Below are 16,710 nucleotides of genomic sequence, written 5' to 3'. Positions count from 1 at the left end.
GGGGGACGGCCGAGCCCGGGGGTGCCGGCTCCAGCCGGAGGGTCGACTCGCCGATCCGCAGCAGCGTGCCGGCGGGGAAGGGGACCGCGCGCTCGCCCACGGGAGCGCCGTCGAGGGTGGTGCCGTTGGTGGAGCCGAGGTCGGCGACGGTGACCCGGCCCTCGCCGTCCACCGTGATGGCACAGTGCAGCCGTGAGACGTCGGGGTCGTCCAGCGGGACGTCCGCGTCCGCGGACCGGCCGACCCGGATCCGGCCGCCCTGCAGCAGGTGGACGCCGCCCGCGTCGGGCCCGCCGACGACGTGCAGCCGGGCGGCGGCCGTGGGGCGGCCGCCGTCGTGCCCGTCGGCGGGGGAGTGCAGCGACAGGACGGCGCCGTCGAGCAGGGGCGGCACGCCGAGGACGGCGGTGGCCGGGTCCAGGCGCTCGGCGCCCGCGTACAGCGGGGGCGTGGACTTGCCGGCCCGCGCGGGCTGGCCGGAGCCGCCCGAGCCGGACGCGAGGGCTCCGGCCACGGCACTCAGGGGAGTGCCCGCGGGCGCGGTGACCAGCACGTCGCAGGAGCGCGCCGCGCGGCCACCGCGCGGCCCGAGAACGGTCAGCCGGATCTGCATCTCCGTCCACGGTCCCTTCTGCCCGGATCCACCGCGGTGCGGGCCCCCGACCCCACCCCGCCGTGCCCGGGACGTCGACACGTACAAGAACGGACCGGCGGGCTCCCCTCGCCCGGCTGACCCAGCCGGCTCGGCGATGCGCGTTCCGCGACACGCATCCTCCCACCCGCCGCCGACAGCTCGCCGCCGGTGCCCACCTTTGCGATCTTGAATGGTCAGCATTGGGCGGAAAGGGCAACCAAACGACCGTACTCCGCGTCCTAACCCCACACCCGCCCCGTACCGGAACGCAGCCCCGCTCCCACGTGGCGGCACTACAGTGGGCGAAACAGGCCACGGACCAGGCCAAGATCCAGGGAGCGCGAACGTGCGGCCGGTAGGCAGCAAATACGAACTGGTGGAGCCGCTCGGGCGCGGAGCCACGGGCACCGTGTGGCGGTCGCAGGTACGGGACACCGGCGAGACCGTCGCGATCAAGGTGCTCAAGGAGGAGCTGGCGGGCGATCCCGACATCGTCATGCGCTTCCTCCGGGAGCGGTCGGTCCTGCTGAGGCTGCGCCACCCGCACATCGTCCGGGTCCGCGACCTGGTCGTGGAGGGTGAGCTGCTCGCCCTGGTGATGGATCTGGTCGAGGGCCCCGACCTCTACCGCTACCTGCGCGAGAACGGCCCGTTCTCGCCGGTCGGCGGCGCCCTGCTGACCGCCGCCGTGGCCGACGCGCTGGCCGCCAGCCACGCCGACGGCGTGGTGCACCGCGACCTCAAGCCCGCCAACGTCCTGCTCGCCACCGTCGCAGGCCCCGACGGCACCCAGCAGATGCACCCGATGCTGACCGACTTCGGCATCGCGCGGCTGGCGGACTCGCCCGGCGTCACCCGCACCCACGAGTTCGTCGGCACGCCCGCCTACATAGCGCCGGAGTCGGCCCAGGGCCGTCCGCAGACCTCCGCGGTGGACATCTACGGCGCCGGCATCCTCCTGTACGAACTGGTCACCGGCCGTCCGCCGTTCCGGGGCGAGAGCGCGCTCGAAGTGCTGCACCAGCACCTGAGCGAGGAGCCGCGCCGTCCCTCCACCGTGCCCGAACCGCTGTGGACGGTGATAGAGCGCTGCCTGCGCAAGGAGCCCGGCGAGCGGCCGAGCGCGGAGAACCTGGCGCGCGCCCTGCGCGTCGTCGCGGCGGGCGTGGGCGTGCACTCCTCCCCGGCGCAGTCCGAGGCGGCGCTCGGCGTCGCCGCGCTGCTCGCGCCGGACCCGGCCCCGGCCACCGTCCCGGACACCCCGCTCGTCCCGCCGGGCACCGCCGACCCCACCCAGGTGCTGCCGAACCGGTCGCCCGCAGGCGCGTACGACGCGTACGACCCCAATGCCGCCACCAGCGTCCTGCCCGCCTCGGCGGGGGGCGCCGCCGACGCGACCCGGGTGATCCCGGGCGGCTCGGCGCCGACCGCGTCCGGCGACGGCACCCGCGTGATGCCGCCGGTGCCGGACGGGCCGCCGGACTCCGGTGTCCCGCAGGGCCCGCATCCGTGGGAGTCGCAGCTCAACCGCGCCCGTGCGCGCGCCGAGCAGACCGAGATCCAGTACCTGGACCCGGAGCAGGACCCGCTGCGCCGCAGGCCGCGCCGGCAGCCCGCCCAGCAGCCGCAACAGCCGCAACAGCCGCAACAGCCTCCCCAGGCGTACCAGCAGCGGCCGCAGCAGCCCCCTCAGTACCGGCAGCCCTCGCAGCCCGCCTACGCCCCGCAGCCGCATCCGCAGCAGTACGGCCGGCAGTCGCAGCCCCAGCCGCAGCAGTACGCGCCGCGGCCGCAGCAGCCCGCGCCGCGCTACGAGCAGCCGCAGCACCAGCGGTACGAGCCGCAGCGCCCGCCCGCGCCCGAGCCGGCCCCCCGCCGCGAGCCGCGCCCCCGCAGCGCCAACCCGATGAAGATCCCGGGCCTGGGGTGCCTCAAGGGCTGCTTCACGATGATCGTCGTGCTGATCGTGATCTTCATGCTGGCCTGGTACCTCACCCCCCTGCAGGACTGGCTGAACACGGGCAAGGGCCTGTGGGACACCGTGACCGGCTGGATCAGCGAGGTGTGGAACTGGGTCTCCACCATCGGCGACACCGCCAACAGCGCCCCGGACGTCCCCGGCGGCAACCAGTAGCGGCGTGCGGCGGCGCCCCCCGGCCGGGGGCGCCGGCAACCGAGCGGGCAACTGAGCGGGCCGGGGCCGCGGATGACGTGGCGCCACCCGTGCGCGGGGCCCGGTTCCGTCAACGCCGAGCGGTACGGCGTCACCTCTCCGACTCGCCGATGTTGGTGATTTGTCGACTTCTGGAGGGTGATTTCTCCCGGAGAAGCCGCACTCACCCCTGACAGGTTCCCCCAACCGGCTCGCATCCGCGTAGCTTTGTCGCCAACACGACGGCACGTCGGAGGAGTCGGAGCAGCCTTGGGACGGAAGATCGGCAGCCGGTACACCGCGCACCAGGTGCTGGGGCGGGGTTCCGCCGGCACGGTGTGGCTGGGCGAGGGCCCCGAAGGCCCGGTCGCCATCAAGCTGCTGCGCGAGGACCTCGCCTCCGACCAGGACCTCGTCGGCCGCTTCGTGCAGGAGCGCACGGCCCTGCTGGCGCTCCACCACCCGCACATCGTCGGCATCCGCGACCTGGTGGTCGACGGTTCCGACCTCGCGCTCGTCATGGAACTCGTCCGCGGCACGGACCTGCGCTCCCGGCTGGAGCGCGAACGCAGGCTCACCCCCGAGGCGGCCGTGTCCATCACCGCGGACGTCGCGGACGGCCTGGCCGCGGCCCACGCCGCGGGCGTCGTCCACCGCGACGTCAAGCCGGAGAACGTCCTGCTGGACTCCGCCGCCCCGCCCGGACCGGGCGGGGCGCCTCCGGCGCTGCTCACCGACTTCGGCATCGCCCGGCTGGTCGACTCCCCGCGCCGCACCCGGGCCACCCGCATCATCGGCACCCCCGACTACCTGGCACCGGAGATCATCGAAGGTCTGCCGCCGCGTGCCTCCGTCGACATCTACGCCCTCGCCACCGTCCTGTACGAACTGCTCGCCGGCTTCACCCCGTTCGGCGGCGGTCACCCGGGCGCGGTGCTGCGCCGGCACGTCACCGAGTCCGTCGCGCCGCTGCCCGACCTGCCCGACGAGCTGTGGCAGTTGCTCTCCCAGTGCCTCGCCAAGGCCCCCGCCTCCCGGCTGACCGCGGCCGAGGTCGGCACGCGGCTGCGCGAGCTGCTGCCCGCGCTCGCCGGGCTGCCCCCGCTGGAGGTGGACGCGCCCGGCGACCACCACGGCGAGGATGCGTACGACCGGGAGCCCGGTTCCGTCGCCGAGCCGTACGACGCACGGGCCGGCCGCCCGCGCGGTGCCGTGCCCCTGGTCCGCGGCTCCGCACCCGACTCGACGCGCGACACGCACACCAGCATCAAGCTGCCCACCGCGGAGGAGCTGGCCGGCGGCGGGGCCGCCGCGATGCCCGGCCAGCGCGCCCGGCACCGTCACCGGGCCGTCCCCGACGCGCTCCAGCGCCGCCGCGTCAAGATCGGCGCCGCGGCGGCGGCCGCCCTGGTCGTCGGGCTCGGCGGCTGGGCGATCGCGGCCTCCGGCTCCGACGACGACGGCGGCTCCAACAGCCGGGAGGACAAGCCGTCCGGGCAGGCCTCGACCACCCCGACCGCCCCCACCGGCGCCGCCGCCTCCCCGCAGGGCGCGGTCAGCACCCCGGCGGGCACCGCCGAGGACGCCGCGCTGCGCTGGTCCGGCTACACGGCGCTGCCCCACTTCCCGGACCGCGACGTCCACCCCGTCGGCGGCCCCCGCGCGATCTCCGTCTCCGGTACGACGTACGTGTTCACCCGGGGCAGCGACAAGAACGTCTGGTACCTGGTCTCCGGCACCTGGCACCGGCTCACCGGGATAAGCGTCGCCGACGACCCCTCGGTCGTCTCCTCGCGCGCCGGGCAGCTGGACGTCTTCGCGCTCGGCACCGACCACAAGGTCTACCGCCGCACCCTCAGCGGCGGTGCGTGGGGCGACTGGTACCAGGTCGACCAGCCCGCGCGTTTCACCACGACCCCCGCCGCCGCGTCCTCCGCGCCCGGCCGGATCGACCTGGTCGGCTGCTCGGGCGGTGACCTCGTCACCTCCTCCTGGGTCGACGGCCGCTGGAACGCCTGGGCGCTGGTCCCCACCGCGGGCCGGGTCACCGCCGCCCCCGGACTGGTCTCGGCCGCGTCCGGCACCCTGGACGCCTTCGCCGTCCGCAAGGCCGACGGCGCCGTGCTGCGCCTGCCGTACGTGAACGGCGCCTGGCGCCCCTCCGAGATCGTCACGGGCCTGGACGCCACGGGCCGCCCCGAACCCGCCGTCTCCGGCGGCCAGCTCTTCGTCCTCGCCCCCGCCGACGACGGGGCCCTGGCCGCCGCCGTCTCCGACGGCGGCACGTGGACGCCGGTGCCGCTGTCCGCCAGCACCCCCTCCCACCCCGGTCTGACCACGGCGGACGACACCCTGACCCTGTACCTGCGCCGCGCCGACGGCACGCTCGCCCACGCGTCGGCCCCCGTCCCCGTCTGAGCGGCGCGGGACCTCCGCGCCGGTGGGCCGGGCCGCCCCGGCTCACCGGCGCGGCAATGCGCGGCGTGCCGGTACGCTGGGGGACGTGGCAGTCCTGGATGTATCCGAAGAGCTCAAGTCCCTCTCGTCGACCATGGCCTCGATCGAGGCCGTTCTGGACCTCGACAAGCTGAGGGCCGACATCGCCGTGCTCGAGGAGCAGGCGGCGGCCCCGTCGCTGTGGGACGACCCCGACGCGGCGCAGAAGATCACCAGCAAGCTGTCGCACCTGCAGGCCGAGGTCCGCAAGGCCGAGGCGCTGCGCGGCCGCATCGACGACCTGGGGGTGCTCTTCGAGCTCGCCGAGGCCGAGGACGACGCGGACACCCGTGCCGAGGCCGAGACCGAGCTGGAGTCGGTGCGCAAGGCGCTGGACGAGATGGAGGTCCGCACCCTCCTGTCCGGCGAGTACGACGCCCGTGAGGCGCTGGTCAACATCCGCGCCGAGGCCGGCGGTGTCGACGCCGCCGACTTCGCCGAGCAGCTGCAGCGGATGTACCTGCGCTGGTCCGAGCGGCACGGCTACGCGACCGAGATCTACGAGACCTCGTTCGCGGAAGAGGCCGGCATCAAGTCCACCACCTTCGTGGTGAAGGCGCCCTACGCCTACGGCACCCTCTCCGTCGAGCAGGGCACCCACCGCCTGGTGCGCATCTCGCCCTTCGACAACCAGGGCCGCCGCCAGACGTCCTTCGCGGGCGTCGAGGTGCTGCCCGTCGTCGAGCAGAGCGACCACGTCGAGATCGACGAGACCGAGCTGCGGATCGACGTCTACCGCGCCTCCGGCCCCGGCGGCCAGGGCGTCAACACCACCGACTCCGCGGTCCGGATCACCCACATCCCGACCGGCATCGTGGTCTCCTGCCAGAACGAGCGCTCGCAGATCCAGAACAAGGCCAGCGCGATGAACGTGCTGCAGGCCAAGCTGCTGGAGCGGCGCCGCCAGGAGGAGCAGGCCAAGATGGACGCCCTCAAGGGCGACGGCGGCAACTCCTGGGGCAACCAGATGCGTTCCTACGTCCTCCACCCGTACCAGATGGTCAAGGACCTGCGGACGGAGTACGAGGTCGGCAACCCCCAGGGCGTCCTCGACGGCGACATCGACGGCTTCCTCGAGGCGGGCATCCGCTGGCGCAAGCAACAGGAGCAGGGCGCCGGCGTCTGACGCGTCGTCAGCGTTCCGGACCTTCACGACTGCCGCCCGACGGGCGGCAGTCGTCGCGTTCCGGGGCAGCCGAGCCCGCACGGGGGCGTGCGCGGACGGCCCGCCAGGGTGCCGACGGTGCCACCCGCACCGTCGTCGGCGGCAGCGGATCGGTCACCCAGGGTCACGGCGACGCGAGCCGGCCGGGGTGCCGGCGCGACCTTCTTCGTCCGGGCGGTGCCGGTTTCCGCTCGATGCCGCGCCTGACCGGCTGGGGCCACCACGCGGCGCCGGGAAGGCCCGCGCCCGGACCCGGGGCCCCTGCGCGTCCACGGGAGGCCCGCAAACGCCACGGGGGCCCGCAGCGCCGATGCGCCGCGGGCCCCCGTGCTTGCTGTCTGTGTGCGCCGTGCTACACGGCGGCCTCGTGTACCACCCACGCCACCGCGAGCAGGGCGACCAGCAGGGCGATCAGTGCCGCCGGGGAGATGGCCGCGAAGGGGTTCTCCTGCTGCATGCGGGCGCGGTGGGCGCGGCAGACCGCGCAGCGGCCCTCGCTGACGGGGCCGGCGCAGTTGGCGCACACCAGTCGGTCGACTGTCATGCGGTGGCCTCCTCCCAGGCGGCCTGACGGCCGCTCCATGAACAACGCGCGACAGGGGCGGTACGTTCCCGAGCCCCCGACCACTGTGCCAGTTCCCGGGACGCTCGGCGCGCCCCGCGTGATTCCTGCGACTCCGAAGAGTGACGCATGTGGCCAATGCCTGCTTTGTCCCCCAGTGGTCGATGAATAAACCCGTCATCCCGGACCGCGGACTGCGCGGGCCGCGGCCATTCGCGTAAGGTCGCCTCCGATCCCCTGTATCCGGAGTGCGACCGTGATCCGATTCGACAACGTCACCAAGACCTACCCCCGGCAGAACCGTCCTGCACTTCGGGACGTGTCGCTGGAAATCGAGAAGGGTGAATTCGTCTTCCTGGTGGGCTCCTCCGGCTCCGGGAAGTCGACCTTCCTGCGGCTGATCCTGCGCGAGGAGCGGACGGACACCGGCATGGTGCACGTCCTCGGCAAGGACCTCGCGCGGCTGTCCAACTGGAAGGTGCCGCAGATGCGGCGCCAGTTGGGCACCGTCTTCCAGGACTTCCGCCTGCTGCCCAACAAGACGGTCGCGGAGAACGTGGCGTTCGCCCTCGAGGTGATCGGCAAGCCGCGCGGCACCATCCGCAAGACGGTCCCCGAGGTGCTCGACCTCGTCGGCCTCGGCGGCAAGGAGGACCGCATGCCGGGCGAGCTGTCCGGTGGTGAGCAGCAGCGCGTGGCGATCGCCCGGGCGTTCGTCAACCGCCCGATGCTGCTGATCGCGGACGAGCCCACGGGAAACCTCGACCCGCAGACCTCCGTGGGCATCATGCGGCTGCTGGACCGCATCAACCGGACCGGCACCACCGTGGTGATGGCCACCCACGACCAGAACATCGTCGACCAGATGCGCAAGCGCGTCATCGAGCTCGAGAAGGGGCGACTGGTCCGCGACCAGTCCCGCGGCGTCTACGGCTACCAGCACTGAGCCTGGGCCCCGCCCTGCACACCGCAGCCTTCTGAAAGGACAACATGCGCGCCCAGTTCGTGCTCTCGGAGATCGGCGTCGGTCTCCGGCGCAACCTCACCATGACCTTCGCGGTCATCGTCTCCGTGGCCCTCTCGCTCGCGCTCGCCGGCGGCTCGTGGCTCGCCCGCGAGCAGGTCGACTCGATGAAGGGCTACTGGTACGACAAGGTCCAGGTGTCGATCTTCCTCTGCAACAAGAACGACGCCAAGACCGACCCCAACTGCACCAAGGGCGCGGTCACCGAGGAGCAGAAGCAGGACATCGAGAAGCAGCTCAAGGCGCTGCCGCTCGTGGACAAGTACTTCCACGAGAGCGCGGAGGACGCCTACAAGCACTACAAGGAGCAGTTCTCCGACTCGCCGCTGGCCGACTCGCTCACCCCGGACCAGATGCAGGAGTCGTTCCGGGTCAAGCTCAAGGACCCGACGAAGTTCCAGGTGGTGGCGAGCGCCTTCCAGGGCCGTCCCGGCGTCCAGGAGGTGCAGGACCAGAAGGCCCTGCTGGACAACCTGTTCGGGCTGCTCAACGGCATGACGCTGGCCGCGCTGGTGGTGCTGGCGTTCATGCTCGCGGTGGCGATGATGCTGATCGTCAACACGGTGCGCGTGTCGGCCTTCAGCCGCCGCCGGGAGACCGGGATCATGCGGCTGGTCGGCGCGTCCAGCTTCTACATCCAGATGCCGTTCATCATGGAGGCCGCGTTCGCCGGTCTGGTCGGCGGTGGCCTGGCCTGTCTGATGCTCCTCGTGGGCCGCTACTTCCTGATCGACCACGGCCTTTCGCTGCAGACCAAGGTGCCGCTGATCAACTTCCTCGGCTGGGGCGAGGTGGCGCAGGTGCTGCCGCTGGTGCTGGTGGTGGGCATGCTGATGCCCGCGCTGGCGGCCCTGATCGCGCTGCGCAAATACCTCAAGGTCTGATCCGCGCCAAGGGCGCTGTACGGCCGACCTTCCGTACAGCGCCCGCTTCTCGCCTAGACTGCCCGACGTGCTGAGCCCACGTCCGCCCGGGAGACCACGCCGCCTGCGCCGTGCCGCGGCGCTGACGCTGGTCTTCGGCGCGGTCCTGGCGACGGGTGCCGCGGCGGGTTCCTTCGGGGACCTCGGTGGGGAGCGGCGGACGCCGCCGCACTCCCGCATCCCGGCCGGCACCGTCGCCGACACCGACGAGATCGCCGAGGCGATCGCGGAGGGCAAGGTCGGCCCGCAGGCCGCGCAGGCCCTGGTCAGCCGTAGCGGCGACCGCTGGTCCTCCTTCTACACGGCCCAGGAGTACGAGGGTTTCCAGCAATCCCTGGACGGCCGGTACGTGGGCGTCGGCCTGTGGGTGCGACGCACCGAGGACGGCCGCATCGGCATCGACCGCGTCCAGTCCGGCAGCCCCGCCGCCCGGGCCGGGGTGCTCGCCGGGGACCGGCTGATGAGCATCGACGGCACGGAGGTCACCGGCCGCCCCGTCACCGAGGTCGTCGCCCGGTTGCGCGGTTCCGACGCGGCCGGCACCGCCGTGGCCCTGGGCCTGCGGCGCGGCGCGCGCTCCTGGGTGGTCTCCCCGCGGCGCGCCCTGCTGCCCACGGAGTCCGTACGGGTCCGGCACGTCCCCGGCGGCGTCAGCGTCGTCAAGGTGGACGCCTTCACCAAGGGTGTCGCCGGGCAGGTCCGCGGCGCCCTGGCCGGCCGGCCGGGAAACAAGGGCATAGTCCTGGACCTGCGCGGCAACTCCGGCGGCCTGGTCACCGAGGCCGTCGGTGTGGCCTCCGCGTTCCTGGACGGCGGCCTGGTCGCCACGTACGACGTCCACGGCAGGCAGCAGGCGCTCTACGCGGCCGACGCCGGCGACACCGACACCCCGCTCGTCGTGCTCGTGGACGGCGGCACGATGAGTGCGGCCGAACTGCTCGCCGGCGCCCTGCAGGACCGCGGCCGTGCCGTCGTCGTGGGCTCCCGCACCTTCGGAAAGGGCTCGGTGCAGATGCCCAGCCGGCTGTCGGACGGCTCGGTCGCCGAGCTCACCGTCGGCCACTACCGGCTGCCCGCGGGCCGCCGGGTGGACGGCCGCGGGGTGGAGCCCGACCTGAAGGTCACCGGTGGCGCGGACGCCGAGTCCGAGGCCCTCCAGGTGCTGGACGGTCTGGGCACGCCGGTCCGCTGACCGGCGCGCAAACCGGTACCCCCCGGCCCCGCCGAGGTGCGAGAATGGCCGCGCTATGGCAAAGGAAACGGGTCGCAAGCTGATCGCGCAGAACAAGAAGGCGCGGCACGACTACCACATCCTCGACACCTACGAGGCGGGCCTGGTGCTCACCGGCACCGAGGTGAAGTCGCTGCGCCAGGGACGCGCTTCCCTGGTCGACGGCTTCGGCCAGCTCGACGGGGGCGAGGCGTGGCTGCACAACGTGCACATCCCCGAGTACACCCAGGGGACGTGGACGAACCACTCGGCGCGGCGCAAGCGCAAGCTGCTGCTGCACCGGGAGGAGATCGAGAAGCTCTTCCAGAAGTCCCAGGAGACCGGTCACACGATCGTGCCGCTCTCCCTGTACTTCAAGGACGGCCGGGCGAAGGTCGAGATCGCGCTGGCCAAGGGCAAGAAGGACTACGACAAGCGGCAGACCCTGCGCGAGAAGCAGGACCGCCGCGAGGCCGACCGGGCCATCTCGGCGGCGCGCCGCCGGCAGCGGGGCGACTGACCCCCGGGAAATGCGCTGGCCTCCATGTACGTCGGTCACGTACGATGGCGTCAGCACCACCGGGCCCTGACGGCCCGGTGAGCAGTTTGAAAAATCAACATGGGGATGATCGGTTTCGACTGGGGATGTCGAAGCAGGGGAAGCGAGCCGAGAAAGCGGCAATGATCTCGTAAACCATATGCCGAAAACAATAATCGCCACTTCTAAGCGCGATTCCTCCGCCTTCGCTCTCGCTGCCTAATTAGCAGCTAGCGAAGACTCCGCGGAGTGTCAGCCCGGGGCTGTTCCCGACCCGGATCCTGGCATCAGCTAGGGGACTAAACCACTGAGTCCGGCCACGGGGCTCGGTGGGAAACCAAACAGTGGCTGGGCCCGTCGGCGGCTTGTCCGCGTGACTGCCGGGGCCGAGAAAAGCACAGCGGACTGCGCTCGGAGAAGCCCTGATTCTGCACCACAGGACGCGGGTTCGATTCCCGCCATCTCCACTGACCCAACGGAAGGCGATGCCTGCCGCGCACTGCGCGGCAGGCATCGCCTTCCGTCGTTTCCGGGGGCCCGTCGCCTCGCCGCACGGCGCCGCGCCCGGCTGTGGCCCTGGCCGCGCAGGCGCGGGGCGGTACGTACGGCGGCGGCCGGCGGCTGACGGCCGGTACGTCAGGCCCGGCGCCGGGCCGTCCGCAGGGAGGCCGCCGCGACCAGCGCCGCGGTGGCCGCGGCGACCGCCGGTATCGCGTACGCGGGGACCGCACCCCGGTGCTCCGCGACCGACCCCGCGGCGAAGGAGCCCGCGGCGATGCCGCCCAGGAGGGCCGTGACGGCCAGCGTCATGCCCTCGTTGAGGCGGCCCGGCGGCACCCGGCGCTGGATCAGGGCCATGCCGTTGATCATCGTGGGCGCGGTGGCCATGCCCGCCAGCAGCAGCGCGGGGGCCAGCAGCCACAGGCCGCCGAGGGCCGCCGCGGGCAGCGGGCCGAGCATGAGAGCGGCCATCAGGGCGACGCTCGCGGCGAAGCGGCCCTCCGCGCCGCCACGGGGCCGGCGCAGCCCGTACAGCAGGCCCGCCGCGCACGAACCCGCCGCCTGGAGGGCGAGCACCGCCCCGGCGGCGCCACGGTGCCCCTGGGCGTCGGCGAAGGCGATCGTGGTGACCTCCAGGGCGCCGAAGACGGCCCCCGTCGCCAGGAACGTCAGCAGTACGGCCGGTACCGCGGCCCGCCCGGCCCCCGCCCCCGGTCCGGCGGCGGCCCGCGGCACCGGCGGCGGTTCGGTGCCGCGCTGCGCGGCGAAGATCAGGATGCCGCCGAAGAGCAGCAGCGCCCCCGTCAGCGTGCCGGCCTCGGGGAACAGCGAGGTGCACAGGAAGGCCGCGAGGACCGGGCCGAGCATGAAGCAGACCTCGTCCGCGGCCTGCTCGAAGGAGTTGGCGACGTGCCGGCCCCGCTCGTCGTCCCGGTACAGGTGCGCCCAGCGCGCCCGCGCCATGCCTCCGGTGTTCGGCGTCGTCGCGGTGGCGGCGTACGCGGCGAACAGGGTCCAGGCCGGGGCGTGCAGCCGTACGCACACCACCAGCGCGAGCGAGCCCAGCGCGGCGAGCCCCGCGGCCGGCACGGCCACCCGGGCCTGGCCGTGCCGGTCGGTCAGGCGCGCGGTCCAGGGGGCCACCACGGCCGTCGCGGCGAGTCCGGTGGCGGTGACCGCCCCGGCCAGCGCGTACGAGCCGTAGCCGGCCGCGATCATGACGACCGCGCTGACGCCGAACATCCCCATCGGGAGCCGGGCCAGGAGGTTCCCGGTGGTGAAGGCCCGGGTGCCGGGCAGGGCGAAGAGCCGCCGGTAGGGGGCGGTGAAGGCGGGCGCGGTCATGCGACCACCCTCCCGGCGCGCCCCCGGTGCGGTCCAACACCTGATCAGCGCCCATTGACGCGTTCCCGTTGTCAATCGCGGACGTGTTCAATGGGCGGATGCCGCACGCCATCGAACCGCGCCTGCTGAGGGCCTTCACCGCCGTCGCGGAGGAGCTGCACTTCACCCAGGCCGCCGCCCGCCTCCACGTCGCCCAGCAGGCGCTGAGCCGGGACGTCCGGCGCCTGGAGCGGGAACTGAGGGCCGAGCTGTTCGTGCGGACGACCCGCTCGGTGCGGCTGACCGCCGAGGGGGAGCGGCTGCTGCCGTACGCCCGGCGCGTGCTCGCCGCCCACGACGAACTGGCCGCCGCCTTCGCGCCCACCGGCCGTCCGCTGCTCGTCGACATCGGCGCGCCGGTGGGCACCGGCCACCGGGTGCTGGCCGCCGCTCGCGCCGCCGCGCCCGAACTCGAGCTCACCGCGCGCTTCCACAGCGGGCTCACCGGCGCCGCCGCCGGGATCCTCGCCGGCCGCCTGGACGTCTCCTTCGGCCGCGCGGCGGGCCTGGCCCCCGCCGTGCTGGACCGGCTGGAGCACCTGCCGGTCCGCTACGAGCGGATGGCGGTGCTGCTCCCCGCCGGCCACCGGCTGGCCCCGCTCGCCGAGGTGCCGCTCGACCGACTCGCCGGGGAGTCGCTCTACGCCGCCGCCGGGAACCCGGACACCGCCGAGTGGACGGACCTGGCCCAGCGCCTGTTCCGGGGCCGGGGCATCGCCGTCGCCGCGCCCTTCCCCGCCATCGACGGTCCGGAGGAGTTCGTCCGTCTGGTGCGCAAGCACCGCTGGCCCGTCCTGGCCAGCACCGAGTTCATCGACCTGCCCGGCTTCGTCCTGCGCCCGCTCACCGGCCCCGTACCGCTCGCCCCCGTCTCCATGGTGTGGCGGCGCGGACTGCGCCACCCCGCACTGGACGCCCTGCTCTGCGCCGCGCGCCGGCTCGCCGCGGAGGACGACTGGCTCACCGTGCCGGACGGCGCCTGGCTGCCGGAGCCGGACGCCCGCGTGATGGCGCCCCCGGCGCTCACACCGGGCCCGCGCACCGGGTGAGAGCAAGGTTGCGTGGCGGTCACCTCAGGCCATCGGGAGGAAACGCGCCGTTCCTACCGTCGTGGGCATCACCCGACGAGCGACATCAGGGCCTGGAGGCGTCATGACTGCCGCGAGCACCACCGCACGCAAGGGCGGCCGCTGGATCGAACGGTGGGACCCCGAGGACGAGGGGTCCTGGGAGAACGGCGGCCGGCGCGTCGCCCACCGGAACCTGCTCTTCTCCGTCCTGTCCGAGCACGTCGGCTTCTCCGTCTGGACGCTCTGGTCGGTCATGGTGCTCTTCATGGGCCCGGAGTACGGCATCGACCCCGCCGGGAAGTTCTTCCTGGTCGCCATGGCCACGGCGGTCGGCGCCCTGGTCCGCGTCCCGTACACCTTCGCCGTCGCGCGCTTCGGCGGCCGCAACTGGACCGTCGTCAGCGCGCTCATGCTGCTGCTGCCGACGATCGCCGCCGCCGTCGTCATGGAGCCCGGCACCTCCTACGGCACCTTCCTCGCCGTCGCCGCGCTGACCGGGGTCGGGGGCGGCAACTTCGCCTCCTCCATGACCAACATCAACTCCTTCTTCCCGCTCCGGAAGAAGGGCTGGGCCCTCGGCCTCAACGCGGGCGGCGGCAACATCGGCGTGCCGGTCGTCCAACTGGTCGGCCTGCTGGTCATCGGCACGGCAGGCGCCGGCCACCCCCGGCTGCTGCTGGCCGTCTACATCCCGCTCATCGTGGTCGCCGCCACGCTCGCGGCCCTGTACATGGACAACCTCGCGCCCGTGCGGAACGACACCGGCGCGGCCGCCCTGGCGGTGAAGGACGGCCACACCTGGATCATGTCCTTCCTCTACATCGGCACCTTCGGGTCGTTCATCGGCTACAGCTTCGCCTTCGGGCTCGTCCTGCAGAACCAGTTCGCCCGCACCCCGCTGCAGGCCGCGTCCGTCACCTTCGTCGGCCCGCTGCTCGGCTCGCTGGTCCGCCCGGTCGGCGGACGGCTCGCGGACCGCTTCGGCGGCGCGCGGATCACCCTGTGGAACTTCCTGGCGATGGCCGCCGCCACCGCCGTGATCGTCCTCGCCTCGGCGCAGAAGTCCCTGGCGCTGTTCTCCGGCGCCTTCGTCGCCCTGTTCATCCTGACCGGCCTCGGCAACGGCTCGACGTACAAGATGATCCCGGGCATCTACGCCGCCAAGGCCGCCGCCAAGGGCCTGACCGGCGAAGCCGCGGCCTCCTACGGACGCCGGCTGTCCGGCGCCGCGATGGGCCTGATCGGTGCCGTCGGCGCGCTCGGCGGCCTCGGCATCAACCTCGCCTTCCGGCAGTCCTTCCTCACCCGGGGCACCGGCACCCCGGCCTTCGTCACCTTCCTGGCCGTCTACGCGGTCTGCTTCGCGGTCACCTGGGCCGTATACCTGCGCAGGCCCGCACCGGCCCCCGCCCCGGCGGCCGGGCCCGGTGCCGGGGCCGAGCCGGAGGCGCGGCTGTCCTACGCGCAGGTGTAGCCCCGGCGAACTGCGTAACAACGGGGAAATGCCGGTGAACCCGGACCGTCACCGGGGCTTGGAACCATGCGCGCAACGGGGCGCACGACTCCGGGACCCGGGACGGTCCCGGCCTCCGTTGCACGTGTACCTCCGGCGGAGCGAGGCAGAGCCATGCAAGTGCGACACCCAGACGTCCTCCCCTTGGCGGGCTTCACGGTCGGCGTCACCGCGGCCCGCCGCGCCGACGAACTGTGCGCCCTGCTCGAACGGCGCGGCGCCGTCGTGATGCGGGCCCCCGCGCTGCGGATCGTCCCGCTGCCGGACGACACCGAACTGCTCGCCGCGACCAAGGGGTTGCTCGACCGCGGCCCCGACGTGGTGGTGGCCACCACCGCGATCGGCTTCCGCGGCTGGATCGAGGCCGCCGACGGCTGGGGGCTCGGCGAGCCCCTGCTGGAACGGCTGCGCCACGTCGAACTGCTCGCCCGCGGCCCCAAGGTGCGCGGCGCGATCCGCGCGGCCGGGCTCAGGGAGTCCTGGTCGCCGGCGTCCGAGTCGATGGCGGAGGTCCTCGACCGCCTGCTGGACGAGGGCGTCGACGGCCGGCGCGTCGCCGTCCAGCTGCACGGGGAACCGGTGCCCGGCTTCAGCGAGGCACTGCGCGCGGCCGGCGCGGAGGTCGTGGGCGTCCCCGTCTACCGCTGGATGCCGCCGGAGGACCTGGGCCCGGTCGACCGGCTCATCGACGCGGCCGTCGCCCGCGGACTGGACGCGGTCGCCTTCACCAGCGCCCCCGCGGCGGCCTCCCTGCTGGACCGGGCCGACCGCCGGGGCCTGCGCGGCGAACTCCTCGACGCCCTGCGCCACGACATCCTCCCGGCCTGCGTGGGCCCCGTCACGGCGCTGCCCCTGCAGGCCCACGAGGTGCCCACCGCCCAGCCCGAACGCTTCCGTCTCGGGCCGCTCGTCCAACTGCTCGCCGCAGAGCTCCCGGGGCGGGTGCGTCCCCTCCCCGTCGCCGGACGGCGCCTGGAGATCCGCGGCCACGCGGTCGTCGTCGACGGCGAGCTGCGCCCCGTCCCCCCGGCCGGGATGGCCCTGCTCCGCGCCCTCGCCCGGCGCCCCGGGTGGGTCGTCTCCCGGGCCGACCTGCTCCGGGTGCTGCCGGGGGCGGGGCGCGACGAGCACGCCGTCGAGACGGCGATGGCGCGGTTGCGGGCGGCGCTGGGGGTGCCGAAGCTCATCCAGACGGTGGTCAAGCGGGGGTACCGGCTTGCGCTGGATCCGGCGGCGGACGCCAAGTACGCCTCCGCGTGACCCGGGGTCGTGGGTGCGGCCGGTTGTTTGGGTGCGGGTTGTCTGCGCCTGCGGCGGGCGTCCACCCGCCCGCCCGCCCGCCCCCGGCCGAAGGCTGGGGGAGACGAGCGGCGGACCCGGGCGCCGAACGATGTGGACGTAAACCGCGAGCGCTGTGGGGGTCCCCCCGGCCGAAGGCTGGGGGAGTGCGCCGGGCCCCGACCCCAACCCAACAGAGCGCAGGCCCGCACTGACCGCGCCGGATGGGGGTCCCCCCCGGCCGAAGGCTGGGGGAGGGCG

General features: G+C 73.7%; 13 protein-coding genes, 1 other RNA gene and 1 pseudogene. 12 read left to right on the top strand and 3 right to left on the bottom strand.

Annotated elements, in window-relative coordinates:
- Positions 1 to 613, bottom strand: a 613-nt coding sequence (locus tag PV341_RS35325; protein WP_500359957.1) for an FHA domain-containing protein, incomplete at its 3' end; no start/stop codon positions are given.
- Between the two features lie 367 nt (positions 614 to 980).
- On the opposite strand from PV341_RS35325, the gene PV341_RS35320 reads away from it, so the two are divergent.
- From PV341_RS35320 to prfB, 4 genes and pseudogenes are all read left to right on the top strand, one after another.
- Positions 981 to 2,768 (top strand): serine/threonine-protein kinase, encoded by a 1,788-nt coding sequence (locus PV341_RS35320; protein ID WP_500330093.1) that lies wholly within the window; start codon positions 981 to 983, stop codon positions 2,766 to 2,768.
- 288 nt (positions 2,769 to 3,056) lie between these two features.
- Positions 3,057 to 4,292, top strand: a pseudogene (locus PV341_RS35315) (serine/threonine-protein kinase); the annotation flags it as partial.
- A gap of 84 nt (positions 4,293 to 4,376) precedes the next feature.
- Entirely contained in the window at positions 4,377 to 5,204 is an 828-nt protein-coding gene (locus tag PV341_RS35310) for a DUF8189 domain-containing protein (protein WP_500359958.1), read from the top strand.
- Between the two features lie 85 nt (positions 5,205 to 5,289).
- On the top strand, positions 5,290 to 6,408 hold the full coding sequence (gene prfB, locus PV341_RS35305; protein WP_500330092.1) for a peptide chain release factor 2: 1,119 nt from the start codon (positions 5,290 to 5,292) through the stop codon (positions 6,406 to 6,408).
- A gap of 391 nt (positions 6,409 to 6,799) precedes the next feature.
- Here prfB and PV341_RS35300 read toward each other — a convergent pair whose 3' ends face one another.
- Positions 6,800 to 6,991: a hypothetical protein gene (locus PV341_RS35300; protein ID WP_326575680.1), complete on the bottom strand. Its 192-nt coding sequence runs from the start codon at positions 6,989 to 6,991 to the stop codon at positions 6,800 to 6,802.
- A gap of 274 nt (positions 6,992 to 7,265) precedes the next feature.
- On the opposite strand from PV341_RS35300, the gene ftsE reads away from it, so the two are divergent.
- The 5 genes from ftsE to ssrA all read left to right on the top strand — a co-directional run bounded on the left by ftsE (position 7,266) and on the right by ssrA (position 11,174).
- Positions 7,266 to 7,955 carry a cell division ATP-binding protein FtsE gene (gene ftsE / locus PV341_RS35295; RefSeq protein ID WP_018564091.1) on the top strand — a complete coding sequence of 230 codons (690 nt, stop codon included), beginning with the start codon at positions 7,266 to 7,268 and terminating at the stop codon, positions 7,953 to 7,955.
- A 44-nt stretch (positions 7,956 to 7,999) separates the two neighbouring features.
- Entirely contained in the window at positions 8,000 to 8,917 is a 918-nt protein-coding gene (gene ftsX / locus PV341_RS35290) for a permease-like cell division protein FtsX (RefSeq protein ID WP_499512125.1), read from the top strand.
- Between the two features lie 67 nt (positions 8,918 to 8,984).
- Entirely contained in the window at positions 8,985 to 10,148 is a 1,164-nt protein-coding gene (locus tag PV341_RS35285; RefSeq protein ID WP_500330091.1) for a S41 family peptidase, read from the top strand.
- A 55-nt stretch (positions 10,149 to 10,203) separates the two neighbouring features.
- Entirely contained in the window at positions 10,204 to 10,686 is a 483-nt protein-coding gene (smpB, locus tag PV341_RS35280; protein WP_499512123.1) for an SsrA-binding protein SmpB, read from the top strand.
- A gap of 101 nt (positions 10,687 to 10,787) precedes the next feature.
- Positions 10,788 to 11,174, top strand: a transfer-messenger RNA (tmRNA) gene (ssrA, locus tag PV341_RS35275).
- Between the two features lie 166 nt (positions 11,175 to 11,340).
- Here ssrA and PV341_RS35270 read toward each other — a convergent pair.
- On the bottom strand, positions 11,341 to 12,549 hold the full coding sequence (locus PV341_RS35270) for an MFS transporter (RefSeq protein WP_500359956.1): 1,209 nt from the start codon (positions 12,547 to 12,549) through the stop codon (positions 11,341 to 11,343).
- A 98-nt stretch (positions 12,550 to 12,647) separates the two neighbouring features.
- On the opposite strand from PV341_RS35270, the gene PV341_RS35265 reads away from it, so the two are divergent.
- From PV341_RS35265 to PV341_RS35255, 3 genes are all read left to right on the top strand, one after another.
- Complete coding sequence (locus PV341_RS35265) at positions 12,648 to 13,637, top strand: LysR family transcriptional regulator (RefSeq protein ID WP_500330088.1); 990 nt, start codon at positions 12,648 to 12,650, stop codon at positions 13,635 to 13,637.
- Positions 13,638 to 13,740: 103 nt separating this feature from the next.
- On the top strand, positions 13,741 to 15,132 hold the full coding sequence (locus PV341_RS35260) for a nitrate/nitrite transporter (RefSeq protein ID WP_500330086.1): 1,392 nt from the start codon (positions 13,741 to 13,743) through the stop codon (positions 15,130 to 15,132).
- 153 nt (positions 15,133 to 15,285) lie between these two features.
- Positions 15,286 to 16,431: a uroporphyrinogen-III synthase gene (locus tag PV341_RS35255; protein WP_500330085.1), complete on the top strand. Its 1,146-nt coding sequence runs from the start codon at positions 15,286 to 15,288 to the stop codon at positions 16,429 to 16,431.
- Positions 16,432 to 16,710: the final 279 nt, after the last annotated feature.

Source organism: Streptomyces sp. PA03-1a (assembly GCF_033792805.1).
Taxonomy (GTDB): Bacteria; Actinomycetota; Actinomycetes; order Streptomycetales; family Streptomycetaceae; genus Actinacidiphila.
This window is presented reverse-complemented; position numbering and strand designations above follow the sequence as displayed.